Source organism: Massilia sp. UBA6681 (assembly GCF_002454935.1).
Classification (GTDB): Bacteria; Pseudomonadota; Gammaproteobacteria; order Burkholderiales; family Burkholderiaceae_D; genus Telluria; species Telluria varians.
In genome coordinates, this window is sequence record NZ_DKJX01000095.1 from 27906 (window position 1) to 53901 (window position 25996).

Below are 25996 nucleotides of genomic sequence, written 5' to 3' on the forward strand. Positions count from 1 at the left end.
CCGACCCCGAGACCAAGGCCATCCTGCGCACCTACGGCATGGCGGTGGTCGAGACGCGCCAGGCCGCCAGCGTGGAAGAGGCGGTGGCCGCCGCCCGGCGCATCGGCTACCCGGTGGCGGTCAAGATCCTGACGCCGGACGTGATGCACAAGTCGGATTTCGGCGGCGTCACCCTCGACCTCGACGGCGACGAAGGCGTGCGCGCGGCCGCCACGCGCATGCGCCGGCGCCTCGCGGAGCTGTTCCCGCAGGCGAAATTCGAGGGCTACTCGGTGCAGGCCATGGTGAGGCGCAGCAACGCGCACGAACTGATCGTCGGGGCGGCGCTGGACGCCGTGTTCGGGCCGGTGATCGTATTCGGGCAGGGCGGGGTGACGGTGGAAGTGGCCGACGACCATGCGGTCGGCCTGCCGCCCCTGAACCTGGTGCTGGCGCGCGACCTGGTCGACCGTACCCGCGTGGCCAGGCTGCTGGCCGGCTACCGCAACCGGCCGGCGGCCAACATGGACGCGGTGCTGGCCACGCTGGTGCAGGTCTCGCGCATGGTCGCGGACATTCCCGAGATCGTCGAGCTGGATCTGAACCCGCTGCTGGCCGACAGCCGCGGCGCAGTGGTGCTGGACGCGCGCATGCGCCTGGCCTTGGCCGACCGTTCCGGCAGCACCCTCGACCGGCTGGCGATCCGGCCCTATCCGCGCGAGCTGGAAGAGACCATAGACTGGCAGGGCGCGCCGCTGCTGCTGCGGCCGATCCGCCCGGAGGACGGTCCGGCCCACCTGGCCTTTTTCGATGCGCTCACGCCGGACGACGTGCGCTACCGGATGTTCGTGCGCGTGCGCGAACTGCAGCCCTCGCAGCTGGCGCGCTTCACCCAGATCGACTACGACCGCGAGATGGCGTTTATTGCCACCCGGCCCAATGCGCAAGGCGTGGCCGAGACCCTGGCGGTGGGGCGGGTGGTGGCCGATCCGGACAACATCACGGCGGAATTCGCGGTGACGGTGCGCTCGGACCTGAAGGGCATGGGGCTGGGCAAGCTCATGATGCAGAAGCTGATCGACTACTGCCGTGCGCGCGGCACGCGCGAGATCGTGGGGGAGGCGCTGCCGCAGAACTCGCGCATCACCGGGCTGGCCAAGCGGATGGGGTTTACGGTGAAGTCGACCGGGCTGGAAGGCATGCGCGAGATGCGGCTGGTGTTGCAGTAAAATTTCAACGCAGCCGCTCCGATGAAATAATATTTCACCTCCGGAAGCGCACGTCCTCCACCACCACCTTCGCATCGCCCTTCGGTTTCTTGGGCTTCTTCGGCTTCTTGACGATCTGCCCGCCCGCGACCGTCTCGGGCACGCGATGCTCCGGCTCGAAGCCGCTTTCTTCCACGCGCTTAATTAGCTGGCGCGTCAGCGCCTCGATCGCGGCCAGGAACTCCACCTCGTCGGCCGCCACCAGCGAGACCGCCTCGCCCGAGGCCCCGGCGCGTCCGGTGCGCCCGGTGCGGTGCACGTAGTCCTCGGCCACGATCGGCAGGTCGACGTTGACCACCACCGGCAGGTCGTCGATGTCGAGGCCGCGCGCGGCGACGTCGGTCGCCACCAGCACCTTCACCTCGCCCGCCTTGAAGCGCTCCAGCGCGCGCAGGCGCGCCGGCTGCGGCTTGTCGCCGTGGATCGCATCGGCCGGGATGCGCTTGGCGTCCAGCAGGCCGACCAGCTCGTCCACCCCCTTGCGGGTCTTGGCGAAGGCCAGCACCTGGGTCCAGTCGTGTTTTTTCAGCAGGTGCAGGAACAGCTCGGGTTTGCGCTTCTTGTCCACCGGCACCAGCCACTGGGTGACCTTGGCCACAGTGGTGTTGCGCGGGCTCGCCTCGATGCGCACCGGCTCGCGCAGCAGGCGGTTGGACATGGCGCGGATCTGGTCGGAGAAGGTGGCCGAGAACAGCAGGGTCTGGCGCTTTTTCGGCAGCGCCGCGAATACCTGGTCGAGTTCCTTCGAGAAGCCGAGATCGAGCATGCGGTCGGCCTCGTCCAGCACCAGCGTGATGACTTCCGTGAACTTCACCGCGTTCTGGCGGTGCAGGTCGAGCAGGCGGCCCGGCGTCGCCACCAGCACGTCCACCCCCTTGCGCAGGTTCATCATCTGCGGATTGATGCTGACCCCGCCATAAGCGACCATGGTGCGCAGGTTCAGCCCGGCGCCGTAGCTGCGGAAGCTCTCGTGCACCTGCTCGGCCAGTTCGCGCGTCGGCACCAGGACCAGGGCGCGCACGGCATTGCTGCCTACCGGCTTGTCGCGCTTGAACAGGCGCTGCAGGACCGGCAGGGCGAAGCCGGCGGTCTTGCCGGTGCCGGTCTGGGCCGCGGCCATGACGTCCTTGCCGGACAGGATGACGGGAATCGCCTGCTGCTGGACGGCGGTGGGGGTGCTGTAGTCGAGCGAAGCGAGGGTCTGGACGATCGGATCGATCAGTCCAAGCGAAGCAAAGGACATGGAAACCTTACGACGAGTAAATGTACAGGCCGTAGTTTAACTTGCCGGAGGCGGCAAGCGAAGGGCACGCCGGCTCAGGCGAGGTCAATCAGGACCGACAGGTCGACGATCGGCTTGACCGGCTCGCGCTGGTCCTTGCAGGCAGTCAGCAACAGGCAGGCAATCGCGAGCGCGGCGGCGGGGAAGAGGCGGCGCGGTGGCATGATGGCTCCTTGTCAAGAAGCCCCATCATACGCCAGTCCGCGCCGAAAATGCATACGCGTTGCGCAGTTAGAAGCTGTACGAGATGCCGGCGCGCAGTACCGGGTAGATCTTGTAGTCCGAGACTTCTTCCTGCAGGCGCAGTTCTTCGACGTTGACGTCGCTCGCCAGCTTGCTGCAGAAGGTGACGTTGGTGCTGCAGCCGTAGGCGATCAGGTTGACGCGAGCCTTGCCCTGGTGGAAGACGCCGATGTCGGCATTGAAGTTCCAGCGCTTGTTCGGGGTGAGGGCGTTGCCCCAGCCGATGCCGAGATACGGCGCGGCGCGGCGGAAGTTGACTTCGCCTTTCAGGGCACCGAAGTCGGCGGCCAGGTAGTTGATGCCGTTGAAGTTGAAGCTGCCGTTCGCGGCCGGGACGCCAAGGGCCTTGAAACGGGTGCCGTTGTACAGGATGCCGCCGGTCAGGCGGAAGCTGCTGTGGGGGATGACATACCAGTCGAACAGCACGTCGAAGGTTGCCAGTTTGCCGTCGAGCTTGTAGTCGACCAGGCCCGAGCGCTTCTCGAAGTCGTGCTTGAAGTAGTTGGCGCCGAAGCGGCCGTTGAGGTTGCTCTCCATCGGGACGACCAGGTGGAAACCGGCGCCGGTGGTGCCGAGGTCGGCGGTGACGGCGGCGCCGACCTGCGCCTGGGCCGACATGCTGGCGGCGAGGGCCGTCAGGGCAAGGAATGCGTGCTTGAGTGCCATGATGGGAAAGCCTTGTGATGTTGAATTAGGGCATCATTGTAGCGGCAGCGCCTGCCGGCGGCAAGAAAAGCCGGCCCGGGTGAGGGCGATGTACAACGCTTTATTTGTGCCTGCCAGGGCCGCTTTCGTCGCCACTATCCCGGCTCCGTCGCATAATGTCACCCGGCAATAGAGACCAGGACTAATCTGGCACAGCCCTGACTACTGAAAGAACATCATGATTTCAAGCACTTTCCACATTGGACGCCTGCTGGCCGCCTGGCTCGGCTGCTACCTGATCTTCGCGATCATCGTTGCCGAGGGGACCCGGGATATCGTCGAGCGCGACGTCGGCGGCTATTTCGCGCTGCTGGCGCTGTTCCTCGGGCTGTGGGTGCTCTCCGGCGTGTTCTCGCACATGCGCCGGGTGCGCCTGATCGCGGGTAGCCTCAACAGCAGCACCCTGTCCAACCGCCAGCGGCGCCAGATCGAGATTCCCTTCGAGGCCGGCGAGGCCTTCGACCTGATCGATGCCGCGATCCGCGAACTGCCCGGCGCCATCCTGGTCGAGAGCGCGCGCGACAGCCTGCAGGTGCGCGCCAAGGTCAAGCGCATCAATCCCTACGCCATGCACCACGACGGCCAACCGCCCGCCGCCAGCTGGGCCTTCATTCCTTTTGGCGAGCGGCGCAACCAGATCCTGGCCACGGTGACGCCGAACGGCGATTCCGCCGGCAGCGTCACCCTGATCTGCGAACCGGAAGACCCGGCCTGGACCGACACCTTCCTGGTCGACCACGGCACCAACCTGGAAAACGCCGAAGCGATCGTGCGGGCGATTACCCGCCGGGTAGCCGAGCGGCGCCGCGGCGAACAGGCGATGGTGGCCCAGACCGCCACCGAGAAGGAGCTCACGGTGGCCAAGCTGAACCTGCTGCACGCCCAGGTCGAGCCGCACTTCCTGTACAACACCCTGGCCAGCGCCCAGGTGCTGACCCGCACCGACCCGGCGCGCGCCGACGAGATGCTGGGCAACCTGATCCAGTACCTGCGCCACTCGCTGCCGCGCACCGAGGACGCGCCCTCGACCATCGGCGAGGAACTGGAACGCGCCCGCGCCTACCTCGACATCCTGAAGATCCGCATGGGGCCGCGCCTGCAGCTGCAGGTCGACGTGCCGGACGTGCTGCGCGCGGTACTGTTCCCGAGCATGATGCTGCAGACCCTGGTCGAGAACGCGATCAAGCACGGCCTCGAGCCCAAGCCGGGCGGCGGCACGGTGTGGATCCTTGCGCGCCAGGTCGACAGTGCGGTGGCGGTGACGGTAGCCGACGACGGCCGCGGCTTCACCGCCGAGGGCGGCGGCACCGGGGTCGGCCTGCGCAACGTGCGCGAGCGCCTGCGCCTGGCCTACGGCAGCGCGGCCGCGTTCTCGATCGTGGCCAACTTCCCGAGCGGCGTGGCCGCCACCATCACCGTTCCCCATACCGTAGGGGCAGGAGCCCATCATGCTTGATTCCCGCATCCGCTGCGTCGTGGCGGAAGACGAAGCCCTGCTGCGCGAATCGCTGGTCCAGCTGCTCGGCCAGGTGTGGCCGGAACTCGAGATCGTGGCCAGCTGCGAGGATGGCGGCAGCGCCCTCGATGCGATCGCCGAGCACCGTCCGGACGTGGTGTTCCTGGACATCCGCATGCCCGGCCTGAGCGGGCTGGAAGTGGCGTCGAACCTGCTGGCCGCCGGTATCAAGACCGAAGTGGTGTTCGTCACCGCCTACGACCAGTACGCGATCGACGCCTTCGAGCGCGGCGCCGTCGACTACCTGCTCAAGCCGGTGGCGCGCGAGCGCCTGGCCGGCGCGGTCGGGCGGGTGCAGGCGCGCCTGCAGCGCGGCGGCCAGGACAGCGGGCAACTGAGACAGCTGCAGGCTTTGCTGCAGCAGCTGCAGGCGGTGGCGCCGCCGCAGCCGAAGGCGCCGCCGCTGGTCTGGCTGACCGCCAGCCGCGGCCAGGAAACGCGCCTGATCCTGGTGGACGACGTGTGCTACTTCCAGGCCGACTCCAAGTACACGGTGGTCATGACCATCGAGGGCGAGACCCTGCTGAGGAAGCCCATCCGCGACCTGCTCGAGGTGCTCGACCCGACCCACTTCAAGCAGGTACACCGCTCGACCATCGTCAACCTGCGCGCAGTCAGCGGCGTCACCCGCGACGAGAGCGGGCGCGGCGTCCTGCGCCTGAAGAACCGGCCCGAGACACTGGCGGTGAGCCAGCCCTTCATGGGCCTGTTCCGCAACATGTAACCAGATGTGAAAGCCGGCACAGAGTGTATCGGGGCAATGGAATCGTGCTTGCCGATGGTAAAGTTATGCCATTAACAAGCCTGGAGGCATCCATGAAAGCCCTGATTCTCTCTGCAGCCCTGGCGGCAGCTTCGTTCCCGGCCCTGGCCCAGACCAATGTCAGCATCAGCATCGGCCAGCCCGGCTTCTACGGTCGCATCGACCTCGGCGACGGCTACCGCAGCTACGGCCCGCCGCCGGTGTACGTGGCCGAACCGATCATCATCGAGCGCCGCCACCGCGTGCGCGCCGAGCCGGTCTACCTGCGCGTCCCGCCGGGCCACCGCAAGAACTGGAGCAAGCATTGCCGCAAGTACGGCGCCTGCGGCCAGCCGGTGCTGTTCGTGCAGGACCGCTGGTACTCGGACGTGTACGCGCCGCGCTACCGCGAAGTGCATTACCGCGAGCGCTACGACGACCGTGGCGGCCGTGGGCATGACCGCCACCACGACCGTGGCCATGGCAGGGATCACGACCGCGGTCACGGTCACGGCAAGGGCCACGGCCGCGGCCACGACTGAGCCGGCGCCGGCTTCACGCCGGTAGCGGCACCCCGTCCGGCAGCAATCCCTCGGCGATCAAGGCCTGCCAGAACGCCGCCGGAATCTTGATGTCCATCAGGTCGGCATTGCGGCGCAGGTGGCGCGTGCTGCTGGCGCCGGGAATGGTGGCCACCACCACCGGATGGGCCGCGCCGAACTGCAGGGCCGCCGCCGGCAGGTCGACGCCATGGCGCGCCGCCACGTGGCGCAGCCGTTCGCGGTGTTCGAAGTGCTTCGGCTTGGCCGGCACGTAGTCGTAGTGGTCGCCGCCCGCCAGGAAACCCGAATTGAACGGGCCGCCCAGCACGATGCCGGCGCCGCGCTCCTCGCACAGCGGGAACAGGGCCTCCAGCGGCGTGGTTTCCATCAGCGTGTAGCGCCCGGCCAGCAGGAAGATGTCCGGGTCGGAGTCGCGCAGCGCGCGCAGGCAGGGTTCGACCGTGTTCACGCCCAGGCCCCAGGCCTTGATCAGCCCTTCCTCGCGCATCCGCACCAGTTCCTCGAAGGCGCCGCCGCGGCCGGCGGCGATCCGGTAATGGTGGTCGAACCCTTCGCCCAGGTGGTCGGGCGAGAGGTCGTGCACGTAGACGATGTCGATGCTGCCGAGGGCCAGGCGCTGCAGGCTGTCCTCGACCGAGCGGCGTGCACCAGTCGCCGTGTAGTCGGTCAGGCGCCGGAAGGGCAGCGACGAGACGAAGGGCGGGGCGATGTCGCCGCTTGGGTCGGGCACCAGCACGCGCCCGACCTTGGTCGACAGCGTGTAGTCCGTGCGCGGCCGGGTGCGCAGGGCCTGGCCGAAGCGGTGCTCGGACAGGCCGGTGCCGTAGTGCGGGGCGGTGTCGAAATAGCGGATGCCCGCTTCCCAGGCCGCGTCGACGGTGGTGCGGGCCGCCTCGTCGCTCGTGGTGTGGTACATGTCGCCCAGGCCGGTGCCGCCAAGGCCCAGGCGCGAGATCGGTCGGTAGCGCTGGTTCATGCTGTCCTTTCGTGTCGATGGTCGCGCCATGCTACACCGGCGCGCGGCGCGCACCGTTGAACCGGGCGGCCGGCGCCGCCGCGGACTCTTCCACAGGAGCCAGGGTGCCGCAGGCTTTGCGCCGACGTAGTAAGATTGCCACATCGCCCATGTACTGGCATTGCCGGACGGGCGCACCATGAAGGAGCTTACTTTGCGTAGCGAAATCGTGATCGTGGGTGGCGGGGCGGGCGGCCTGGAACTGGCCTGCAAACTGGGCCGCAAGCTGGGGCCATCGAAGGTGACGCTGGTGGACAGCCGGCTGTACCACATCTGGAAGCCGTCGCTGCACGAAGTCGCGGCCGGCACCCTGGACATCCACCAGGAAGGTCTGTCCTACCAGATGCTGGCGCATGACAACGGCTTCAGTTTCGTATTCGGGCCGATGACCGCCCTCGACGCCGCGTCGAAGACCATCACCGTGGGCGCAATCGTGGCGGCCACCGACAACGACGAGGTCCTGCCCGAGCGCCGCATCGCCTACGGTTCTCTGGTGCTCGCGGTCGGCAGCACCTCGAACTATTTCGGCGTGCCCGGCGCCATGGAGCACACCATTTCCCTGAACGCCACCGAGGACGCCGAGCGCTTCCGCCTGCGCATGCTGCGCCTGATGCTGGCCGCCGAGCAGGATCACGAAGAAGGCAAGGGAAGCGGCCTGGACGTGGTGATCATCGGCGGCGGCGCCACCGGCGTCGAACTGGCGGCCGAGCTACGCGAGGCCTCCGGCGCCTATGTCACCTACGGTTTCGACCAGCTGGACGTGAAGCGCGACGTGCGCATCACCATCCTGGAAGGCGCCTCGCGCGTGCTGGCGCCGCTGCCGGAAAAGGTGTCGAGCGCGGCAAACGATCTGCTCGCCAAGCGCGGCATCCGCGTGGTCACCGACTGCCGGGTCACGCAGATCGACCGCGACCGCGTCGTCGACAAGGACGGCAACGTGTATCCGTCCAACCTGTGCGTCTGGGCCGCCGGGATCAAGGCGCCCGACCTGCTGGCATCAACGGGCCTGCCGACCGCCAGGGGCGGCCAGGTCGAGGTCGACGCGCACCTGCGCGTGAAGGGCGCGGACGACATCTATGCGCTGGGCGATTGCGCCGCCTGCGTCGACGGCAAGGGCAATGCGGTGCCGCCGCGCGCCCAGGCCGCCCACCAGCAGGCCGACTACCTGGTCACGACTTTCCTGCGCAAGTCCAGGGGCCATGCGCCCCAGGACCGGCCGTATGAATACCGCGACTACGGTTCGCTGGTGTCGGTGGGCCGCTCCACGAGCGTGGGCAGCCTGATGGGCTCATTGCGCGGCGCCAGCTGGTTCGTGCAGGGCACGATGGCGCGCCTGATGTACACCAGCCTGCACCTGATGCACCACCGCGCGGTGCTCGGCACCATGCGCACCGGGGTGCTGGCGCTGGCGCGCTTCCTGGTGCGGCGCGCCACGCCGCTGGTGAAGCTCCATTAAGGTAGGGTGGGCGGCGCCTGCTTCGGCAAAGTCATGCGTAACACCGCGCCGCCGGTCTCGCCGGCGCCGAGCTCCAGCGTGCCGCCCAGGAAGCGCGCGCGCTCGCGCAGCAGGCGCAGGCCGTGGCAGCTGGTCGATTCTAAAACTTTGTCATTCTTCGGCAGGCCGCTGCCGTTGTCGCGGATGGTCAGCATCACCTGCTCGCCGTCGTCGTCCAGGATCACGTCGACCTCGGTCGCGCGCGCATGCGCGGCCACGTTGCGCAGGCCTTCCTCGACGCAGCGCAGCAGCACCACGCCCTGGGTGCGGGTATAGGATCCGTCTTCGTCGGGCAGGCTGGCGCGCGCCTTGATGCCGTGCGCGGCGGCGAAGCCGGGGACCAGCTCGGCCAGCGCGGCCTTCAGGCCGAGGAACTCGAGCTTGTCGTTCCACAGCTCGAGCTGCATCTTGCGGTTGGTCTCGATGATGTTGGCGAGCAGCCCCTTCATCTGGGCGCTGCGGTCGCGCATCGACTGGTTCTCGGCCGGGATGTGCTGGCTGAGCAGGGCAAGGTGCATGGTCAGCGCCGTCATCGACGAGCCCAGGCTGTCGTGGAGCTGGCGTGCCAGCAGGCGGCGTTCCTCGTCCCAGCAGGCGGCGAGGTAGCCCAGCATCTCGGTGAGTTCAGCGGTGCGGTCCGCGCCCGGCGCTGTCGATGCGACTGCGGCGGGCAGGGGCTGCGGATGTGCCGGTTCGGTCATCGTAGGCTCGGTTAAATGTTTCCCAAATCATACAACAGTTGGCCGAGCGACGGCGCGCAAGGCCGGTGCATTGTATCTGGCGGGGTGCCGAAAGCAGCGTGCGCTGCCGTACAGTCGCGTTACCCGTTTCGGGCGAAGCTTGGGGCGTGGCGATACCACTTTATTAATAACCGGGGGTAATACAATGACGACCGCAAGCAAATCGCAGGATGCCATCACTCTGCTCACCGCGCAGCACCGCGAAGTCCACGAGATGTTCGAGAAGTTCGAGAACATGACCGACCGCGCCAAGGTCAGCAAGAAAAAGCTCGCCGACGAGATCTGCCAGGCACTGATCATGCACACCACGATCGAGGAAGAGATCCTGTATCCGGCAGTGCGCGAAGCAACCGAGGAAACCGAGGACATGGTCGACGAGGCTGTCGTCGAACACGCGTCGGCCAAGGACCTGATCGCCCAGATCCAGGAAATGGACCCGGGCGACGACCTGTACGACGCCAAGGTGAAGGTGCTGGGCGAGCTGGTCGACCACCACGTCGAGGAAGAAGAGCAGGAAATGTTCCCGAAGATGAAGGAACTGAAGCTGGACCTGCAGGCGCTGGGCCAGGAAATGGCAGCCCGGGCCGCCGAACTGCAGTAAGCAATACCTGTCCCGGCGCCGCCGGGACTCCCGGCCTTCGCCGGGACAGCCTCAGGCCGCGTCGGCCTGCACCGTGGCCGGCGCGAGCGCCTCCAGCAACTGGTCCATGCCGACCGGCTTGACCAGGTGCTGGTCGAAGCCCGCTTCCATCACGCGCCGCTTGTCTTCGGCCAGTCCATAGCCGGTCAGGGCGATCAGGCGGATATGGGACGTGGCCGGGTCGCCCCGCAGACGGCGCGCGACTTCGTAGCCGTCGATGCCGGGCAGGCCGATGTCGACCAGCGCCGCGGCCGGGCGGCCGGCCAGCGCGGCCGCCACGCCCTGCAGCCCGTCGGCGGCGGTGTCCACCGGGAAGCCGTGGGCGGCCAGCATGGTCGCCATCATCTCGCGGCCGTCCTCATTGTCCTCGATCAGCAGCACCGCGGGCTTGCCGGAGTTGTCGCCGCTCGACTGCTGCGGGCTGACGAACGGCAGCACGGGTTCGGTGCGCGGCAGGCGGATCATGAAGGTACTGCCGCTGCCGCTGCCGTCGCTATGGGCGCTGGCGCTGCCGCCATGCAGTTCCACCAGGCGCCGCACCAGCGACAGGCCGATCCCCAGGCCGCCCTGCGAGCGGTCGATCGAGATCGCGCCCTGGACGAACACATCGAACACGTGCGGCAGCAGTTCCTCCGGGATGCCGACGCCGGTATCGCGTACCGTCAGCACCACGTCCTCGCCCGACTGCGCCACCCCGACGTCGATGCTGCCGCCCGCGGGCGTGTACTTGAGCGCGTTGTCCAGCAGGTTGGTGGTGATCTGTTCGAGGCGGGTCGGGTCGCCGTCGACCCAGTTCGGGGCCAGGTCGACGCTGATACGGTAGCCGGCGGAACGGCCGGTGGCGCGCAGGGTCTCCAGGCAGCCCGATACCAGGTTGGACAGATCGATCGGCTTGCGCGCCAACAGGATCTTGCCCGACATCGCACGCGACAGGTCGAGCAGGTCGTCGACGATGCGCGACAGGTGCTGGCTCTGGCGCTGGATGATCTGCTTGGCGCGGCTCACCGTCTCGGCGTTGGCGCCGGCCATGCCGATCAGCGAGGAAGCGCTGCTGATCGCCGACAGCGGGTTGCGCAGCTCGTGGCCGAGCATGGCGAGGAATTCGTCCTTGGCGTGGCTCTTGCGTTCGGCGTCGCGGCGCTCTTCCATCTCGCGCACCAGGCGGCGGTTGGTCGCGGTCAGCTCGGTGGTGCGCTGCGAGAGCTTTTCGGCCTGGCGCTTGAGCTGCTCGTTCTTCATTGCCAGCGCCACGAACACCGAGACCTTGGCGTGCAGGATCTGCGGGATGACCGGGGTGAACAGGAAGTCGGCGGCGCCGCGCTGGTAAGCCTTGAGGCGGTCGATCTCGTCGGCCAGGAAGGCGGTGACGAAGATGATCGGGATATCCGCCGAGCGCCCGCGCTGGTGGATCGCCTCGGCGGTCTCGAAGCCGTCCATCCCGGGCATGTTCACATCGAGCAGGATCACGGCGAAATCGTGGAGCAGCACCTGGCGCAGGGCTTCCTGGCCGGAACGCGCCGAATGCACCGAATAATTGCTTTCCTCCGCCCACTGGTCGAGCAGGCTCGTCAGCGCTAACAGACTGGCGGCGTCGTCGTTGACGACCAGGATCTTGGGTTTGTCAGTGTGTGCCACGATGGTTCGCTGTGCTTTCCCTCAAAGGGTTTTCCTTTAGGAAAGTTCTTACCAAATCAAAAGTGTAAGGTTTCAAAGAATCACTGTAATAACAAAGAATGATATCACGGGCAATTTAAGTGCAAATAGGCAAAACTCAATCGTGCGCATGGTGACGTGTACGGTGCCGCACATACGTGCCCGGGCGGCTGTGCGATAGTGGAAGCCTCCAGTTCAACCGACTCCATGGGAACGGGGCTGCCTACATGAAAGGACAGATAATGAATATCGACTCTATCGTAAATCAGGATTATCACGGCAAATCGTTCCGTGAGCTCGTCAATTCGCCGCTGACCGCCCTGTGTGGCGTCAGCGAACAACAAGCCAGTGCCTTTGCCGCCGCCGGCGTGCACACGATCGGTGATCTCGCAAACATGCAGATCGTTAACTACGCGCTTGCCATCAAGGCGCTGTCCAGCTGCGAAAACGCCTCGGGCAAGGAGCAGGCCGAGGAAGAACTGCTCGACGACGCCGTCGAGATGACCTTCCCGGCCAGCGACCCGGTATCGGTCCAGTCCAGCATCACCCGCATCGAGGTGGCGCCCGACAAGGTCGACGCTAGCCGCGACCACCAGGCCGCGCAGGCGATCGAGTCGCATAGCGAGGAGATGCTGCGTTCGGCGGAAATCAATACCAGGTATCTGCAGAAGGACGAGGGCGGGAATCGCTGATCGATCAGCGGTTTTGTAGTTCATGACGGGCCACGGGCGGCGGGAGCTACCGGTGGCCTGTCTGTTTTGGCGCGTGGTATCGGTCAAGACGAACCCTGCGCGAAGAAATAGGCCGGAACAATACCAGTGGCATTGTTCCGGCCTATTTTTGCAGTCAGCGATGCGCCGCCGTCTCTACCGAACCCGGATTCGTCGCCGCCGGCGTCTTGGTCGCCGTCTGGCGGTTGGCCGCCGGCGAGCAGAAGCGGTTCTTGCCGGCGCGCTTGGCTTCGTACAGCGCGTAGTCGGCGATGCTGATGAGGGCGTCGACCGATTCGGCGTCGTCCGGATAGATGCTGATGCCGATCGAGGTCGACAGGCGCAGGGTCAGGTCGTTGATGAAATAGGGCTCGGACACGGCTTCGACCAGCTTGGCCGCCGGACCCTGGGCGTCGGCCAGGCTGTGGATCTCGCCCAGCACCACCATGAATTCGTCGCCGCCGAGGCGCGCCACCGTGTCTTCCTTGCGCGAACTGGCCAGCAGGCGCCGACACCATCTTGAGGATGTCGTCGCCATAGGCGTGGCCATAGGTGTCGTTGATCGCCTTGAAGCCGTCCAGGTCGAGGTACATGATCGCGGCCTTGGTATGGCTGCGGTTGGCGTGCTGCAGGGCGGTCTCGATGCGGTCTTCCAGCAGGCGGCGGTTGGGCAGGCCGGTGAGGGCGTCGTGCAGCGCCAGCTCCTGCTGCGCGCGCGAATACTGGGCCAGCTCCTTGTAGAGCAGGCGTACTTCCAGCATGTTGTGGATGCGCTTGTGCACCTCGAGCAGGTCGAAGGGCTTGCTGATGAAGTCGCGGGCGCCGGCTTCCAGCGCGGCGATCTTGAAGCTCGGCTGGGCGGTCAGCGCCAGCACCGGCAGGTAGCCGCCCTGTTCGATCTCCTTCAGGCCCTTCATCACCTGGAAGCCGTTCAGGCCGGGCATCTGCAGGTCGAGCAGGATCAGGTCGTAGTTGTGCTCGCGATGCAGCGGGCATACCTGCTCGGGCAGCATCGTCGAACTGACGCAGGTGTAGCCTTCTTCGCGCAATATCTCTTCCATCAGCTCGATATTGTCGGGCGAATCGTCCACCACCAGGATCTTCGCGTTCAAAATGTCTTGTCTGCTCGGCATGCTCGTTCTCTTCTACTCTGTCGGAAACGTGTTCCATTTCCTTTTGGAATGGACGCCTCCCATATCTTCATAGTCTAGCAAAAGCCTAAAAATTTCTTGTAGGACAGCGCCGCGTATCCGGGTAGGATCATTATCGACCAGGCGCGCGTGCTGCGCCATTCACCATCTGTGCAGTCGGGAGCGCTACGGAAGCGACGGCGGCGATGAGTTCTCCCGGCTCCACCGGCTTCGAAATATGGGTCGAAAAACCGGCTTCCAGCGCCTTTAGCCGGTCTTCGGGCCGGGCAAAGGCGGTCAGGGCGATGGCCGGCAGCTGGCCGCCGGCCTCGCGCGGCAGGGCGCGCACCCAGCCGATCAGTTCGAACCCGTCGACCTCGGGCATGCCCAGGTCGCTCACCAGGACGTCGGGGCGGTCGGCGCGCAGCGCATCGAAGGCTTCGCGCGCGCTGGCGGCGACCCGCACCCGGGCATGGCAGTCGGTGAGGATGCGCGCGATCAGCTCGCGGCCGTCGCGCGCGTCGTCCACCACCAGCACCGTCAAGGCGCCGGCCTTCGCCGCCGGCGCGGGCGCTTGCGGCAGCGGCGCGGGAACGGCCTCGCGCAACAGCGGCAGCGTGATGACGAAGGTGCTGCCCTTGCCCGGTCCCGGGCTCGAACAGCCGACCATCCCGCCATGCAGCTCGACCAGGTTGCGCACCAGCGCCAGGCCGAGACCGAGGCCGCCCTGCGAACGGTCCGACGAGCGCTCGCCCTGCGCAAACAGGTCGAACACCCTGGCGCTCAGCTCGCGGTCCATGCCGATGCCTTCGTCGCGCACGCTGATCACCAGCGCGCTTTTGGCGCCATCCCCGCGCACCTCGGCGCGCAGGTCGATCTCGCGGCCTTCCGGCGTGTACTTGGTGGCGTTGCCGAGCACGTTGGCCACCACCTGCACCAGGCGCGCCTTGTCCCCTTCCACCAGCGCCCATGAGGGCGGCAGGTGCACCGACAAGCGCTGGCGCCTGGCATCGATGGCCGGCCTGACCTGCTCCACCGCTTCCTGCACCACGCCGCGCATGCCGACCTCGGCCCGCTCGAGCGTGATCAGGCCGCGCGTCACCCGCGAGACGTCCAGCAGGTCGTCCACCAGGCGCGTCATGTGGCGCACCTGGCGCCCGATGATGTTGCTGCTCTGGCGCACCCGCTCCTCGCCCAGCGTGCCGATGCGCAGCAGCTCGGCGGCGGCGCTGATCGGCGCCAGCGGGTTGCGCAGCTCGTGCGCCAGCATGGCCAGGAATTCGTCCTTGCGGCGGTCGGCCTCGACCAGCTTTTCCTCGGCCAGCTTGCGGTCGGTGATGTCGCGGAAGAAGGAGGCGATGCTGCCGTCCTGCATCGGGTAGGCGCGCACCTCGGTCCAGATGCGCTCGCCGTCGGGGAAGGTGTGCGAATAGATGGCGGCCGAGGCGACCCGGGTGCGCATCACCTCGCGGTACATGCGGCCAAGCTCCATGTCGACCGTGTGCGGGAACACTTCCCAGTGATTGCGCCCGATGACATCAAGCGCCGTGGCCCGCGACAGGCGCAGGCCCTCGGCGTTCATCTCGACGATGTTCCAGTCGGCGTCGAAGACCGCGAAGCCTTCGGCGATGGTGTCGAAGATGTTGCGGCTGCGGTCGCGTTCGGCGCGCAGCGCGGCCTGGGCGCGCGCGGTCTCGGCCGCCGCCCAGGTACGCTCGGCAACGTCGCGCGCCAGCTGCAGGTCGTCGTCGCTCCAGTGGCGCGCAAGCAGGCAATCGATGCCGAGGCAGGCCGTCAGCCGGCCGGATTTGACCAGCGGCACCACCAGCAGCGCACCGATGCGGTCGGCGATGTAGGCGCTGCGGTAGCCCATGGTGCGCACGTCGCGCGCGCTGTCGTGGATGCGCACCACGTCGCCCGCGCGCAGCGCCGCGCCCACCGCGGGACCGAATTCCTCGAGGCTGAAACTGGGCTGCGTCCATTTGCGGTCGTCGCGCGCCCACCAGCGCGGCACCGAGAAGCGTCCTGTCGCCTCGTTCATCTCGGCGTACACCACCCGGTCCGCATGCAGCTCGCCGCCCAGCAGCGCGCTGGCGGTGGCGATCACTTCCTCGCTCGAGGCGAGCGGGCGCAGCGCGTCCGACACGGTCAGCTCGAAGGCCGCGCGGCGCTCGCTGGCGACGCGGCGCGTGGTTTCCATCACGGTGCAGAACAGGCCCGCCACCTGGCCGTCGTCGCCGATCAGGGGCGCATGCGAGAAGGTGAAGGTGGCGCGCTCCGGATAGCCGCGCCGCATCACCGTCATCGGCATGTCTTCGAAGTAGACCGGCTTGCCCGACAGGGCGCGGTCGATCAGCGGCACCATGTCCTTCCAGACCTCGGCCCACAGGTCGCAGAAGCGTTCGCCGAGCGCGCGCCCGTGCTTCTGCCCGAGCAGCGGCACGTAGGCGTCGTTGTAGAGGAAGATCAGGTCCGGGCCCCAGGCCAGGAACATGGGGAAGGCCGAGTGCAACACCATGTCCACGGCCGTGCGCAGGGCCGGCGGCCATTCCTCGGGCGGACCGAGCGGGGTCTGGCGCCAGTCATGACGGCGGATGCGCATGCGCATGCCGTCGTCCATGGTGTGCGAGGGAGAGGACATGGGCCGATTGTCGCACAGCTTTTCTTGCCTGCGATACATTTCTGCAAAACAGGCAAGGCATGCATCACATGTTGCGCTTACAGCTTGATGAAGTGCTCGCGGTAGTAGCGCAACTCCTCGATCGACTCATTGATGTCGGCCAGCGCGGTATGCTTCTGGTGCTTCTTGAAGCCGGAGGCGAGTTCGGGCTTCCAGCGGCGGCACAGCTCCTTCAGGGTCGACACGTCCAGGTTACGGTAGTGGAAGAAGGCTTCCAGCTTGGGCATGCCGCGCGCCATGAAGCGGCGGTCCTGGCAGATCGAGTTGCCGCACATCGGCGACTTGTTGGCCGGGACGTACTGCTTCAGGAAGGCGATCAGCTCCAGCTCGGCCTGGGCTTCGGTCACGGTCGAGGCCTTGACGCGGTCGATCAGGCCCGAGCGGCCGTGGGTGCCTTTGTTCCAGTTGTCCATCTTGTCCAGGGTTTCGTCCGACTGGTGGATGGCGAACACCGGACCTTCGGCGATGATGTTCAGGTCGGCATCGGTGACGACCACCGCCACCTCGATGATGCGGTCGTTGTCCGGGTCCAGGCCGGTCATTTCCATGTCGAGCCAGACCAGGTTGAATTCGTTCGGGCGCACAGGCGCGGCAGCGCCTTCGGTTTGTGTAGCTTGTGACATAATTCTCTCTTCGATTAGCGATACTGCATTCGTTTTTCGCGCAATCCTGCATTTTCTCACAGGCACAGCATGTCTTCACTCGGGTTTTCGGTTTTGTTCGTCGTTTTCTTTGCGCTGACCTTGGGCGTGCGCTTCTGGCTGGCCAACCGGCACATCCGGCATGTGCTGCGCCACCGCGCCAGCGTACCGGCCGAGTTTGCGCCAAAGGTGCCGCTCGCGGCGCACCAGAAGGCGGCCGACTATACGGTGGCCAGGACCCGGCTCGGCATCGCCTCGATGCTGTGGGGCGGCGTGGTGCTGATCGGCTTCACCCTGCTGGGCGGATTGCAGGCCTTGTCGGTTTCGCTGCTGGGCCTCACCGGCCCCGGCATGACGCACCAGATGGCCCTGGTGGTCGCCTTCGCGATCGCCTCCGGCCTGCTCGACCTGCCCTTCGACTGGTACCGCCAGTTCGTGCTGGAACAGCGCTTCGGCTTCAACAAGATGACGCCCGGCCTGTGGGTCGCCGACATGTTCAAGGGCCTGCTCCTCGGCGCCGTGATCGGCCTGCCGCTGCTGTGGGTGATCCTGGCGCTGATGGAGCGTAGCGGCGACCTGTGGTGGCTGTGGGCCTGGTGCGTGTGGAGCGGCTTCCAGCTCCTGATGATGGTGCTTTATCCGACCGTGATCGCGCCGATGTTCAACAAGTTCACCCCGCTCGAGGACGTGAGCCTGAAGGAGCGCATCGAAGGCCTGATGGCGCGCGTCGGCTTCGCCTCGAAAGGCCTGTTCGTCATGGACGGCAGCAAGCGCAGCGCGCACGGCAACGCCTATTTTTCCGGCTTTGGCAGCAACAAGCGCATCGTCTTCTTCGACACCCTGCTGTCGCGCCTCGAGCCGCACGAGATCGAAGCCGTGCTGGCGCACGAACTGGGCCACTTCAAGCTGCGCCACATCGTCAAGCGCATCGTGGTGATGTTCGCGCTGTCGCTGGCATTCCTGGCGCTGCTGGGCTACCTGAAGAACCAGGCCTGGTTCTACACCGGCCTGGGCGTGCTGCCGATGATGAATGCGTCGAACGACGGCATGGCCCTGATCCTGTTCGCGCTGGTGCTGCCGGTGTTCACCTTCGTGCTCTCGCCGCTCAGCTCCATCACCTCGCGCAAGCACGAGTTCGAGGCGGACGCCTTCGCCGCCAAACATACCGATAGCAGCCACCTGGTGTCGGCCCTGGTCAAGATGTACGAGGACAACGCCTCGACCCTGACGCCGGACCCGCTGTATTCAAGCTTCTACGATTCGCACCCGCCGGCTTCGGTGCGGGTGAAACACCTGACCATGACGGCCGCATGAAGCTCATTGACCAACACTGCACTCACGGCGCGCCGGCGCTGGACCCGGCCACGATTCAGACGCGCCTGCGCGATGTGCCCGAATGGCAGGCCATCGACGGCACGATTGCGCGCACGTTCACGTTTGCGAACTACCGCGCTACCATCGATTTCGTGAACGCGATAGCAGCCATGGCCGAAGCCCAGAACCACCATCCCGAGATGACGGTCGGCTACCGCCGCTGCACGGTGGCGTACACCACCCACTCGGCCGGCGGCGCGCTGAGCGACAACGATTTCATTTGCGCCGCCCGGGCGGACGCGATCTACGTGCAAGGCCCGAGCGCATGAGCGAGTTGACCGGCACCATCATCGCGGCCCACGGCCGCCATTACCTGGCCGATGCGAACGGCGAGAAGCTGCAGTGCGTCACGCGCGGCAAGAAAACCAATGTGGCGGTGGGCGACGTCGTGATTCTCAAGCGCACGTCGAACGACCAGGCCGTGATCGAGAAGATCGCCGACCGCACTACCCTGCTCTACCGCTCGGACCAGTACAAGTCGAAACTGCTGGCGGCGAACATCTCGCGCCTGTTCATCGTCGTCGCCACCGAGCCGAGCTTCGCCGACGACCTGGTCTCGCGCTCGCTGGTGGCGGCCGAGGCGGCCGGGATCGAGGCCCACATCATCCTGAACAAGGTCGACGTGGAGCCGCCGCTGGCCCGCGCCCGCGAGCGCGCCGGCCTGTATGCCTCGCTCGGCTATCCGGTGCACGAATTGTCGGCCCGCGAACGGCCCGAGCACGCGGTCGAGACCCTGATGCCCCTGCTGGCCGGGCAGTCGTCGATCTTCATCGGCCAGTCGGGCATGGGCAAGTCGTCCCTGATCAACCTGCTGGTGCCGGACGCCGACATCGCCGTGCGCGAGATCTCGGAAGCCCTGGACACCGGCAAGCACACTACCACCTTCACGCGCCTGTACTGGCTGCCCGGCGGCGCGTCGATCATCGATTCGCCGGGCTTCCAGGAATTCGGGCTGTACCATCTGACCGAAGGCATGCTGGAACGCGCTTTTGTGGAGTTCAAGCCTTATCTCGGCGGTTGCAAGTACTACAATTGCCGCCACCTGGCCGAGCCGCAATGCGCGGTGCTGGGCGCGGTCGCGGAAGGCAGGATCGCGAAGATGCGCCACGAGCTGTATGCGCAGCTGCTGCACGAATCGTCGCAGACCCTCTATTGACTTTTTCATCCGCTTTCCCTAAGGGAAAGCAAAAACCCTTATAATTCAAGGGATAACACTCAAGCAAAGACGATATGCCAGTCGCAAAGCCCATCAAGCATTTCCTGCAGTTCTCCGACTTCAGCGCGGACGAATTCGAATACGTCATCGAGCGCGCGAAGGTCATCAAGCGCAAGTTCAAGGCCTACGAGGTTTACCACCCGCTGGTCGACCGCACCCTGGTGATGGTGTTCGAGAAGAGCTCGACCCGTACCCGGCTTTCCTTTGAAGCCGGCATGCACCAGCTGGGCGGCGCCGCGATCTACCTGAACACCCGCGACAGCCAGCTGGGCCGCGGCGAGCCGGTGGAAGACGCGGGCCAGGTCATGTCGCGCATGTGCGACATCATCATGGTGCGCACCTTCGGCCAGGAGATCATCGAACGCTTCGCCGCCAATTCGCGCGTCCCGGTCATCAACGGCCTGACCAACGAACACCATCCCTGCCAGGTGCTGGCCGACATCTTCACCTTCTACGAGCACCGCGGCCCGATCGCCGGCAAGACGGTGGCCTGGATCGGCGACGCCAACAACATGCTGTACTCGTGGCTGCAGGCGGCCGAGGTGTTCGGCTTCCACCTGAATGTCTCCACGCCGAAGGGCTACGACCTGGATCCGAAGCTGGTGTCCACCCAGCGCTACACGCTGTTCGACAACCCGTCGGACGCCTGCGAAGGCGCACACCTGGTCAACACCGACGTCTGGACCAGCATGGGCTACGAAAAGGAAAACGCCGAGCGCATGAAGGCCTTCGACGGCTTCATCGTCGACGAAGCCAAGATGGCGCGCGCTGCCTCCGACGCCCTGTTCATGCACTGCCTGCCGGCGCACCGCGGCGAAGAAGTATCGGCCGGCGTCATCGACGGCCCGCAGTCGGTCGTCTGGGACGAGGCGGAAAACCGCCTGCACGTGCAGAAAGCCCTGATCGAGTACCTGCTGCTCGGCCGTATCGAAGACAAGTAATTTCATCATCCACAACCTTTAGTTTGATCGTCGGCCCGCAAGGGCCGGCTGACCATCCCGACCCCACCTCCCCCTCCACACTGGAATCTTCCATGAGCGACATTAAAAAAGTAGTCCTCGCCTACTCCGGCGGCCTCGATACCTCGGTCATCCTGAAATGGCTGCAGGATCACTACAACTGCGAAATCGTCACCTTCACCGCCGACCTCGGCCAGGGCGAAGAACTGGAACCTGCGCGCGCCAAGGCGATCAAGTTCGGCATCAAGCCGGAGAACATCTACATCGACGACGTGCGCGAAGAATTCGTGCGCGACTTCGTGTTCCCGATGTTCCGCGCGAACACCGTGTACGAAGGCGAATACCTGCTGGGCACCTCGATCGCGCGTCCCTTGATCGCCAAGCGCCTGATCGAGATCGCCAACGAGACCGGCGCCGACGCCATCTCGCACGGCGCGACCGGCAAGGGCAACGACCAGGTGCGTTTCGAACTGGGCGCCTACGCGCTGAAACCCGACGTCAAGATCATCGCCCCGTGGCGCGAGTGGGACCTGCTGTCGCGCGAGAAGCTGCTGAAGTACGCGGAAGATGCCGGCATCGAGATCGACATGAAGCACAAGAACGGCGGCGCGCCCTACTCGATGGACGCCAACCTGCTGCACATCAGTTTTGAAGGCCGCCACCTGGAGAACCCGAGTGCGGAAGCCGAGGAATCGATGTGGCGCTGGTCGGTGTCGCCGGAACAGGCGCCGAACGAAGCCGAGTACCTCGACATCGAATACGAAAAGGGCGACATCGTGGCCCTGAACGGCAAGCGCATGAGCGCCGCCGAAGTCCTGACCGAGCTGAACCGCCTGGGCGGCAAGCACGGCATCGGCCGCCTCGACCTGGTGGAAAATCGCTACGTCGGCATGAAGTCGCGCGGCTGCTACGAGACCCCGGGCGGCACCATCATGCTCAAGGCCCACCGTGCGATCGAATCGATCACGCTGGACCGCGAAGTGGCGCACCTGAAGGACGACCTGATGCCGCGCTATGCGTCGCTGATCTATAACGGCTACTGGTGGGCACCGGAGCGCGTCGCGCTGCAGACCCTGATCGACCATACCCAGCAGACCGTGAACGGCTGGGTGCGCGTGAAGCTCTACAAGGGCAACGTGATCGTGGTCTCGCGCGATTCGAAGACCGATTCGCTGTTCGACATGAACATCGCTACGTTTGATGAAGACGGCGGCGCCTACAACCAGGCGGACGCGGGCGGCTTCATCAAGCTGAACGCGCTGCGCATGCGCATCGCCGCCAAGGCACGCGCGGCCCGCGGCAAGTAAGCGTTATTTCCCCCCTCGAAAGCCGCCTCATCAGGCGGCTTTTTTCATGGGTACCGGGCGATATGCACGGGCTGCCAGTGCTAACTTGCTTTACTTAAATGCTTCTGAATTGGGTTCCGGCCTGCGCCGGAACGACGGGCTATAGGTGCTAATTTCGGTGCGATATCTTTAGTGTCGCCCTTGAAACCGTCGTTCCGGCGAAGGCCGGAACCCAAGTTCCTTTGAGTACCCTCAGCATCCCGCCCAGACGCTGGACCGAGGATACGTCGATGGAAAAATCCTCGTACGTCTACATCCTTGCCAGCCGGCCATACGGCACACTTTACATTGGTGTCACCGCCAACCTGGTCCAGCGCGTCTGGCAACACAAGGAAGGGTTCATTGCCGGTTTCACAAAGAAATACAAGGTGAGACAGCTGGTCTGGTATGAAGCCCATTCCGAGATTATCTCGGCCATCACACGCGAAAAACAAATCAAAGAATGGCCGCGCGACTGGAAAATCAACCTCATCCAAACCACCAACCCCGCCTGGCACGATCTCTACCCCACTATTGCCGCCTGAACACCAGAACAGCCCGTTCCTCTCCTTCGCGCTAGAATATCCGGTCCTGCCCACCATCGAGCGCCCATGTCCCCCGACGACGACACCGACAGCTTCCAGGCGCATGTCAGCGGCGGCCCAAGGACAAGCCCGCCCGCCGCGCGGCCGGCCACGCCCCAGGCCGACGCGATCGCCATCATCTACCGCAACATCGAGGACGTCGTCTACCAGTACGCGGTCGAGGGAAGGGATACCTTTCGCTTTACCTACGTCAACCCGGCCTTCTACAAGGCCACCCAGCTCACGCCCGAACAGGTCATCGGCAAGACCGTCGACGAAGTCATCCCCGAACCTTCGCTGTCGATGGTGCTCGAACATTACCGCGCCGCGATCCGCACCGGCCAGACCCAGCGCTGGGAAGAGCACAGCGACTACCCGGCCGGCCGCAAGGTGGGACGGGTCTCGATCACGCCGGTGTTCGACGCGGCGGGCCGCTGCACCGACCTGGTCGGCACCGTGCACGACATTTCCGACGTCATCAATCGCGAGGAAAAGCTGCAGCAGGCCCACCGTGCGCTGGAGGAAGCCTTCGCCACCCAGGGGCGGCTGGCCGAGTCGCTGCGGCGCGAGGAAGAGCGACTGGTGCTGGCCCTGAACGGGACCGGCGAAGGCGTCTGGGACTGGCGGATGGACGAGAATTCGGTCACCTTTTCGGCCAAGTGGAAGGAGATCATGGGCGCCAGCGGCAACCCGGACGGCGCCACGCCGAAGATCTGGACCACCCGCATCCACCCCGACGACAACGCCCACGTACGGCGCTGCATCGAGCGCTACCTGGCCGGCAACGAAGCCCTCTACACCTGCGAATACCGGATCCGCCGCTTCACCGGCGACTGGATCCGGGTGCGCTCGCGCGGCAGCATCGTCGCGCGCGATGCGCAGGGGCAGCCGCTGCGCATGATCGGCACCATCACCGACATCACCGAGGCCTACCGCATGCGGCAGGCGCTGGAGAAGAGCCACGAGCGGCTCGCCCAGCTGGCGCAGCAGGTCCCGGGCGCCCTGTTCGAACTGGAGCACCGCGCCGACGGCAGCTTCGCCTGCCCCTTCATCAGCGACATGGCGCACACGCTGTTCGAACTGGCGCCGAGCGCCATCCAGGCCGACCTCGGCTGCCTGGCGGAGCGCATCGTGCCGCAGCACCGGGTCCGCCTGCGCCGCGCCCTGGAGCGCTCGGCTGCCGGCATGCAGCCGCTGCGGGCCGAGTTCCAGGTCGAGCTGCCCGACGGCGGGCACTGCTGGCGCGAAGTGATCGCGACGCCATCCCCGGGCCTTGACGGCGCCACCATCTGGTATGGCTTCATCGACGACATCAGCAGCCGCAAGCACAGCGAAGAAACCATCCGCCAGTTCACCGAAAAGCTCGAACGGCGCGCCCACTACGATACCTTGACCGGCCTGCCGAACCGGGCCCTGTTCCGCGACCGCCTCGAGCAGGCGATCCGGCGCGCCGAGGACGAGCGCGGCGAAGTCGCCCTGCTGTTCATCGACCTCGACCGCTTCAAGGAGGTCAATGACCTGCTCGGCCACGACGCCGGCGACCTGCTGCTGGTCGAGGCGGCGCAGCGCATCCAGGCCTGCGTGCGCAAGGGCGACACGGTGGCGCGCCTCGGCGGCGACGAATTCACGGTGATCCTGAGCGAAACGCGCGAGCTGGCCCACGTCGAGGCGGTCGCGCAGGCGATCCTGGATGCGCTCGCCCAGCCCTTTCCGATCCAGCAGGAGCTGCTGTACATCGCCGGCAGCATCGGCATCGCCCGCTATCCCGAGGACGCGCGCGACCCGGAAGAATTGATGCGCAATGCCGACCACGCCATGTACCGCTCCAAGTCCGCCGGGCGCAACCAGCTGACCTTCTTTGAAGCGAACATGCAGGCGGCCGCGATCCGGCGCCTCAAGCTGCTCGCCGAACTGCGCAATGCCGTCCCCGGCAAGCAGCTGGAACTGTATTTCCAGCCGATCGTCGACCTGTCGTCGAACCGGATCGTCAAGGCCGAAGCCCTGCTGCGCTGGCGCCATGCTTCCGGCGCCCTGCTGTCGCCGGATACCTTCATCGGCGTCGCCGAGGAATCCGGCCTGATCCACGAGATTGGCGACTGGGTGTTCCGCACCGCGGCCCACTATTCGAAGCGCTGGTCGGACATGCTGGCGCGCGACTTCCAGGTCAGCATCAACAAGTCGCCGGTGCAGTTCCAGTCCCAGCTTGATGCCGCCGACTGGGTGGCCCACCTGGACGAGATCAGCCTCGGTCCGCGCTGCATTAACGTCGAGATCACCGAAGGCCTGCTGCTGAACCTGTCGGACACGGTGCTGGCCAAGCTGGCGGCGCTGCAGTCGAGCGGCATGCAGGTGTCGATCGACGACTTCGGCACCGGCTACTCCTCGATGAGCTACCTGAAGCGGCTCGACATCGACTACCTGAAGATCGACCAGTCTTTTGTGAAGGAACTGGTGCACGACAACTTCAGCCGCACGATCACCGAGACCATCATCGTGATGGCCCACAAGCTGGGACTGAAGGTCATCGCCGAGGGCGTGGAGACGCCGGAGCAGTGCCTCGCCCTGAGCCGCGCCGGCTGCGACTATGCCCAGGGCTATCTGTTTTCGCGGCCGGTGCCGGCCGACCTGTTCGAAACGATGCTAGCCTGGCAGTAACTAAGCGCTGTTGCGCAGATCGTCGACCGGCTCGTGCCCGAAGCGCTTGGACAGCAGGCAATCCACCAGCTTCGCGGCGCAAGCGCCCGGCGAGACCAGTACCCCGCCCTCCTTCATGTCGACGAAGCGCTGCTTGAGCGGGAATTTTTCATCCGGCGTCGCCCGGATCTCGGCCTGCATGTCGGTATCGATCACCCCCGGCGCCAGGCTGACGCAGCGCACCCGCGGGTCGCCGTCGAGCGCCACCGCGCGCGCATGCTGGTCGAGCGCGGCCTTGGTGGCGCAGTAGACGCTCCAGCCTGGATAGGCGCTGCGCCCGGCCCCGCTCGAGATGTGCAGGATGCGCCGCTCGGCCTGCGGCGCGGCCTGCACGAAGGCTGCGGACAAGGCCAGCGGCGCGCCGACGTTCAGGATGGCCGCGCGCAGCGCCGCCGCCGGGTCCTGCTCGGCCAGCGGCCCCACCGGCGTCACCACGCCGGCATTGTTGACCAGCAGCGCCGTGTCGCAGCCGGCCAGGAAGGAGCGCAGCGTGTGCCCGCCCAGCCAGGCGGCCAGCGCCTGGGCGTCGCCCAGGTCGACCACGGCCTGTTCCATGCCCTCGCCGATTTCCGCATGTCCGCGCGCCAACCCCAGTACGGGGATGCCGCGCGCCACCAGTTCCGCCGCCACCGCGGCCCCCAGGCCACGGCTGTGGCCCGTCACGACTGCCTTGATCATGCTGCCTCCGTTCCTTTTGTCCACTATCCGAAAAACCGTCGCACCGGCGAAGGCCGGTGCCCAAGTTTGTTGAGCAGCTGGAACGCGTGCAAAATTGGGTTCCGGCCTCCGCCGGAACGACGGGCTGATGCTGCTGGACTAAGGTGTTGAACTAAAGTGTTGCG

Annotated in this window: 23 protein-coding genes and 1 pseudogene; 14 read left to right on the plus strand and 10 right to left on the minus strand. The window is 66.0% G+C overall.

What is annotated here, in order from left to right; genetic code table 11:
• The coding region (locus B2R83_RS16845; protein WP_292043707.1) for a GNAT family N-acetyltransferase at nucleotides 1-1208 on the plus strand (1208 nt) is incomplete at its 5' end.
• Between the two features lie 34 nt (nucleotides 1209-1242).
• Here B2R83_RS16845 and B2R83_RS16850 read toward each other — a convergent pair.
• The 3 genes from B2R83_RS16850 to B2R83_RS16860 form a co-directional block, all read right to left on the minus strand.
• Nucleotides 1243-2490: a DEAD/DEAH box helicase gene (locus B2R83_RS16850; RefSeq protein ID WP_292043709.1), complete on the minus strand. Its 1248-nt coding sequence runs from the start codon at nucleotides 2488-2490 to the stop codon at nucleotides 1243-1245.
• A 74-nt stretch (nucleotides 2491-2564) separates the two neighbouring features.
• The gene (locus B2R83_RS16855) at nucleotides 2565-2693 is read right to left on the minus strand and encodes a hypothetical protein (protein ID WP_267872328.1); all 129 of its coding nucleotides are present in this window, start codon (nucleotides 2691-2693) and stop codon (nucleotides 2565-2567) included.
• A 67-nt stretch (nucleotides 2694-2760) separates the two neighbouring features.
• A complete protein-coding gene (locus tag B2R83_RS16860) occupies nucleotides 2761-3438 on the minus strand; it encodes a hypothetical protein (RefSeq protein ID WP_292043714.1) in 678 nt (225 codons plus the stop codon).
• 217 nt (nucleotides 3439-3655) lie between these two features.
• On the opposite strand from B2R83_RS16860, the gene B2R83_RS16865 reads away from it, so the two are divergent.
• The 3 genes from B2R83_RS16865 (at nucleotide 3656) to B2R83_RS16875 (ending at nucleotide 6277) form a co-directional block, all read left to right on the plus strand.
• Complete coding sequence (locus B2R83_RS16865; protein WP_292043716.1) at nucleotides 3656-4933, plus strand: sensor histidine kinase; 1278 nt, start codon at nucleotides 3656-3658, stop codon at nucleotides 4931-4933.
• A complete protein-coding gene (locus tag B2R83_RS16870; protein ID WP_292043720.1) occupies nucleotides 4926-5717 on the plus strand; it encodes a LytR/AlgR family response regulator transcription factor in 792 nt (263 codons plus the stop codon). Before B2R83_RS16865 ends, B2R83_RS16870 begins: the two co-directional genes overlap by 8 nt.
• A 92-nt stretch (nucleotides 5718-5809) precedes the next feature.
• The gene (locus B2R83_RS16875) at nucleotides 5810-6277 is read left to right on the plus strand and encodes a hypothetical protein (protein ID WP_292043723.1); all 468 of its coding nucleotides are present in this window, start codon (nucleotides 5810-5812) and stop codon (nucleotides 6275-6277) included.
• Nucleotides 6278-6290: 13 nt separating this feature from the next.
• On the opposite strand, the gene B2R83_RS16880 is transcribed toward B2R83_RS16875, so the two are convergent.
• Entirely contained in the window at nucleotides 6291-7274 is a 984-nt protein-coding gene (locus tag B2R83_RS16880) for an aldo/keto reductase (RefSeq protein WP_292043725.1), read from the minus strand.
• A gap of 178 nt (nucleotides 7275-7452) precedes the next feature.
• On the opposite strand from B2R83_RS16880, the gene B2R83_RS16885 reads away from it, so the two are divergent.
• Complete coding sequence (locus B2R83_RS16885) at nucleotides 7453-8769, plus strand: NAD(P)/FAD-dependent oxidoreductase (protein WP_292043728.1); 1317 nt, start codon at nucleotides 7453-7455, stop codon at nucleotides 8767-8769.
• Here B2R83_RS16885 and B2R83_RS16890 read toward each other — a convergent pair.
• Complete coding sequence (locus B2R83_RS16890; RefSeq protein WP_292043732.1) at nucleotides 8766-9509, minus strand: sensor histidine kinase; 744 nt, start codon at nucleotides 9507-9509, stop codon at nucleotides 8766-8768. The two genes, B2R83_RS16885 and B2R83_RS16890, sit on opposite strands and share 4 nt — an antisense overlap.
• A gap of 184 nt (nucleotides 9510-9693) precedes the next feature.
• Here B2R83_RS16890 and B2R83_RS16895 point away from each other — a divergent pair, with 184 nt between their 5' ends.
• Nucleotides 9694-10149 carry a hemerythrin domain-containing protein gene (locus B2R83_RS16895; RefSeq protein ID WP_292043734.1) on the plus strand — a complete coding sequence of 152 codons (456 nt, stop codon included), beginning with the start codon at nucleotides 9694-9696 and terminating at the stop codon, nucleotides 10147-10149.
• 51 nt (nucleotides 10150-10200) lie between these two features.
• Here the strand turns inward: B2R83_RS16895 and B2R83_RS16900 are convergent, their stop codons facing one another.
• Complete coding sequence (locus B2R83_RS16900; RefSeq protein WP_292043742.1) at nucleotides 10201-11823, minus strand: response regulator; 1623 nt, start codon at nucleotides 11821-11823, stop codon at nucleotides 10201-10203.
• 260 nt (nucleotides 11824-12083) lie between these two features.
• Here B2R83_RS16900 and B2R83_RS16905 point away from each other — a divergent pair, with 260 nt between their 5' ends.
• Complete coding sequence (locus B2R83_RS16905; protein WP_292043745.1) at nucleotides 12084-12533, plus strand: hypothetical protein; 450 nt, start codon at nucleotides 12084-12086, stop codon at nucleotides 12531-12533.
• A 154-nt stretch (nucleotides 12534-12687) separates the two neighbouring features.
• On the opposite strand, the pseudogene B2R83_RS16910 reads toward B2R83_RS16905, so the two are convergent.
• From B2R83_RS16910 to orn, 3 genes and pseudogenes are all read right to left on the minus strand, one after another.
• Nucleotides 12688-13684: pseudogene (locus B2R83_RS16910) on the minus strand (diguanylate cyclase domain-containing protein).
• 130 nt (nucleotides 13685-13814) lie between these two features.
• The gene (locus tag B2R83_RS16915; protein ID WP_292043747.1) at nucleotides 13815-16322 is read right to left on the minus strand and encodes a hybrid sensor histidine kinase/response regulator; all 2508 of its coding nucleotides are present in this window, start codon (nucleotides 16320-16322) and stop codon (nucleotides 13815-13817) included.
• Nucleotides 16323-16399: 77 nt separating this feature from the next.
• Nucleotides 16400-16984 carry an oligoribonuclease gene (orn, locus tag B2R83_RS16920; RefSeq protein WP_209588697.1) on the minus strand — a complete coding sequence of 195 codons (585 nt, stop codon included), beginning with the start codon at nucleotides 16982-16984 and terminating at the stop codon, nucleotides 16400-16402.
• Nucleotides 16985-17053: 69 nt separating this feature from the next.
• On the opposite strand from orn, the gene B2R83_RS16925 reads away from it, so the two are divergent.
• The 7 genes from B2R83_RS16925 to B2R83_RS16955 all read left to right on the plus strand — a co-directional run bounded on the left by B2R83_RS16925 (nucleotide 17054) and on the right by B2R83_RS16955 (nucleotide 25115).
• Nucleotides 17054-18316: a M48 family metallopeptidase gene (locus B2R83_RS16925; protein ID WP_292043750.1), complete on the plus strand. Its 1263-nt coding sequence runs from the start codon at nucleotides 17054-17056 to the stop codon at nucleotides 18314-18316.
• Nucleotides 18313-18645, plus strand: coding sequence for a 4a-hydroxytetrahydrobiopterin dehydratase (locus B2R83_RS16930; protein WP_292043752.1), 333 nt, complete (start codon nucleotides 18313-18315; stop codon nucleotides 18643-18645). The genes B2R83_RS16925 and B2R83_RS16930 overlap by 4 nt, the downstream gene beginning before the upstream one ends.
• Entirely contained in the window at nucleotides 18642-19532 is an 891-nt protein-coding gene (rsgA, locus tag B2R83_RS16935) for a ribosome small subunit-dependent GTPase A (protein ID WP_292043754.1), read from the plus strand. The genes B2R83_RS16930 and rsgA overlap by 4 nt, the downstream gene beginning before the upstream one ends.
• A gap of 74 nt (nucleotides 19533-19606) precedes the next feature.
• Nucleotides 19607-20533, plus strand: coding sequence for an ornithine carbamoyltransferase (argF, locus tag B2R83_RS16940; protein WP_027866211.1), 927 nt, complete (start codon nucleotides 19607-19609; stop codon nucleotides 20531-20533).
• A gap of 92 nt (nucleotides 20534-20625) precedes the next feature.
• Nucleotides 20626-21858 (plus strand): argininosuccinate synthase, encoded by a 1233-nt coding sequence (locus B2R83_RS16945; protein ID WP_027866212.1) that lies wholly within the window; start codon nucleotides 20626-20628, stop codon nucleotides 21856-21858.
• A gap of 269 nt (nucleotides 21859-22127) precedes the next feature.
• Nucleotides 22128-22421: a GIY-YIG nuclease family protein gene (locus B2R83_RS16950; protein ID WP_292043759.1), complete on the plus strand. Its 294-nt coding sequence runs from the start codon at nucleotides 22128-22130 to the stop codon at nucleotides 22419-22421.
• Between the two features lie 66 nt (nucleotides 22422-22487).
• Complete coding sequence (locus tag B2R83_RS16955) at nucleotides 22488-25115, plus strand: sensor domain-containing protein (protein ID WP_292043762.1); 2628 nt, start codon at nucleotides 22488-22490, stop codon at nucleotides 25113-25115.
• Here the strand turns inward: B2R83_RS16955 and B2R83_RS16960 are convergent, their stop codons facing one another.
• Nucleotides 25116-25832, minus strand: coding sequence for an SDR family oxidoreductase (locus B2R83_RS16960; protein WP_292043765.1), 717 nt, complete (start codon nucleotides 25830-25832; stop codon nucleotides 25116-25118).
• Nucleotides 25833-25996: the final 164 nt, after the last annotated feature.

Excerpts from the sequence above, each read along its gene's own strand:
- B2R83_RS16850 (WP_292043709.1), bottom strand. The coding sequence starts at position 2,490 with ATGTCCTTTGCTTCGCTTGGACTGATCGATCCGATCGTCCAGACCCTC.
- B2R83_RS16855 (WP_267872328.1), bottom strand. The coding sequence starts at position 2,693 with ATGCCACCGCGCCGCCTCTTCCCCGCCGCCGCGCTCGCGATTGCCTGC.
- B2R83_RS16860 (WP_292043714.1), bottom strand. The coding sequence starts at position 3,438 with ATGGCACTCAAGCACGCATTCCTTGCCCTGACGGCCCTCGCCGCCAGC.
- B2R83_RS16865 (WP_292043716.1), top strand. The coding sequence starts at position 3,656 with ATGATTTCAAGCACTTTCCACATTGGACGCCTGCTGGCCGCCTGGCTC.
- B2R83_RS16870 (WP_292043720.1), top strand. The coding sequence starts at position 4,926 with ATGCTTGATTCCCGCATCCGCTGCGTCGTGGCGGAAGACGAAGCCCTG.
- B2R83_RS16875 (WP_292043723.1), top strand. The coding sequence starts at position 5,810 with ATGAAAGCCCTGATTCTCTCTGCAGCCCTGGCGGCAGCTTCGTTCCCG.
- B2R83_RS16880 (WP_292043725.1), bottom strand. The coding sequence starts at position 7,274 with ATGAACCAGCGCTACCGACCGATCTCGCGCCTGGGCCTTGGCGGCACC.
- B2R83_RS16885 (WP_292043728.1), top strand. The coding sequence starts at position 7,453 with ATGAAGGAGCTTACTTTGCGTAGCGAAATCGTGATCGTGGGTGGCGGG.
- B2R83_RS16890 (WP_292043732.1), bottom strand. The coding sequence starts at position 9,509 with ATGACCGAACCGGCACATCCGCAGCCCCTGCCCGCCGCAGTCGCATCG.
- B2R83_RS16895 (WP_292043734.1), top strand. The coding sequence starts at position 9,694 with ATGACGACCGCAAGCAAATCGCAGGATGCCATCACTCTGCTCACCGCG.
- B2R83_RS16905 (WP_292043745.1), top strand. The coding sequence starts at position 12,084 with ATGAATATCGACTCTATCGTAAATCAGGATTATCACGGCAAATCGTTC.
- B2R83_RS16915 (WP_292043747.1), bottom strand. The coding sequence starts at position 16,322 with ATGTCCTCTCCCTCGCACACCATGGACGACGGCATGCGCATGCGCATC.
- orn (WP_209588697.1), bottom strand. The coding sequence starts at position 16,984 with ATGTCACAAGCTACACAAACCGAAGGCGCTGCCGCGCCTGTGCGCCCG.
- B2R83_RS16925 (WP_292043750.1), top strand. The coding sequence starts at position 17,054 with ATGTCTTCACTCGGGTTTTCGGTTTTGTTCGTCGTTTTCTTTGCGCTG.
- B2R83_RS16930 (WP_292043752.1), top strand. The coding sequence starts at position 18,313 with ATGAAGCTCATTGACCAACACTGCACTCACGGCGCGCCGGCGCTGGAC.
- rsgA (WP_292043754.1), top strand. The coding sequence starts at position 18,642 with ATGAGCGAGTTGACCGGCACCATCATCGCGGCCCACGGCCGCCATTAC.
- argF (WP_027866211.1), top strand. The coding sequence starts at position 19,607 with ATGCCAGTCGCAAAGCCCATCAAGCATTTCCTGCAGTTCTCCGACTTC.
- B2R83_RS16945 (WP_027866212.1), top strand. The coding sequence starts at position 20,626 with ATGAGCGACATTAAAAAAGTAGTCCTCGCCTACTCCGGCGGCCTCGAT.
- B2R83_RS16950 (WP_292043759.1), top strand. The coding sequence starts at position 22,128 with ATGGAAAAATCCTCGTACGTCTACATCCTTGCCAGCCGGCCATACGGC.
- B2R83_RS16955 (WP_292043762.1), top strand. The coding sequence starts at position 22,488 with ATGTCCCCCGACGACGACACCGACAGCTTCCAGGCGCATGTCAGCGGC.
- B2R83_RS16960 (WP_292043765.1), bottom strand. The coding sequence starts at position 25,832 with ATGATCAAGGCAGTCGTGACGGGCCACAGCCGTGGCCTGGGGGCCGCG.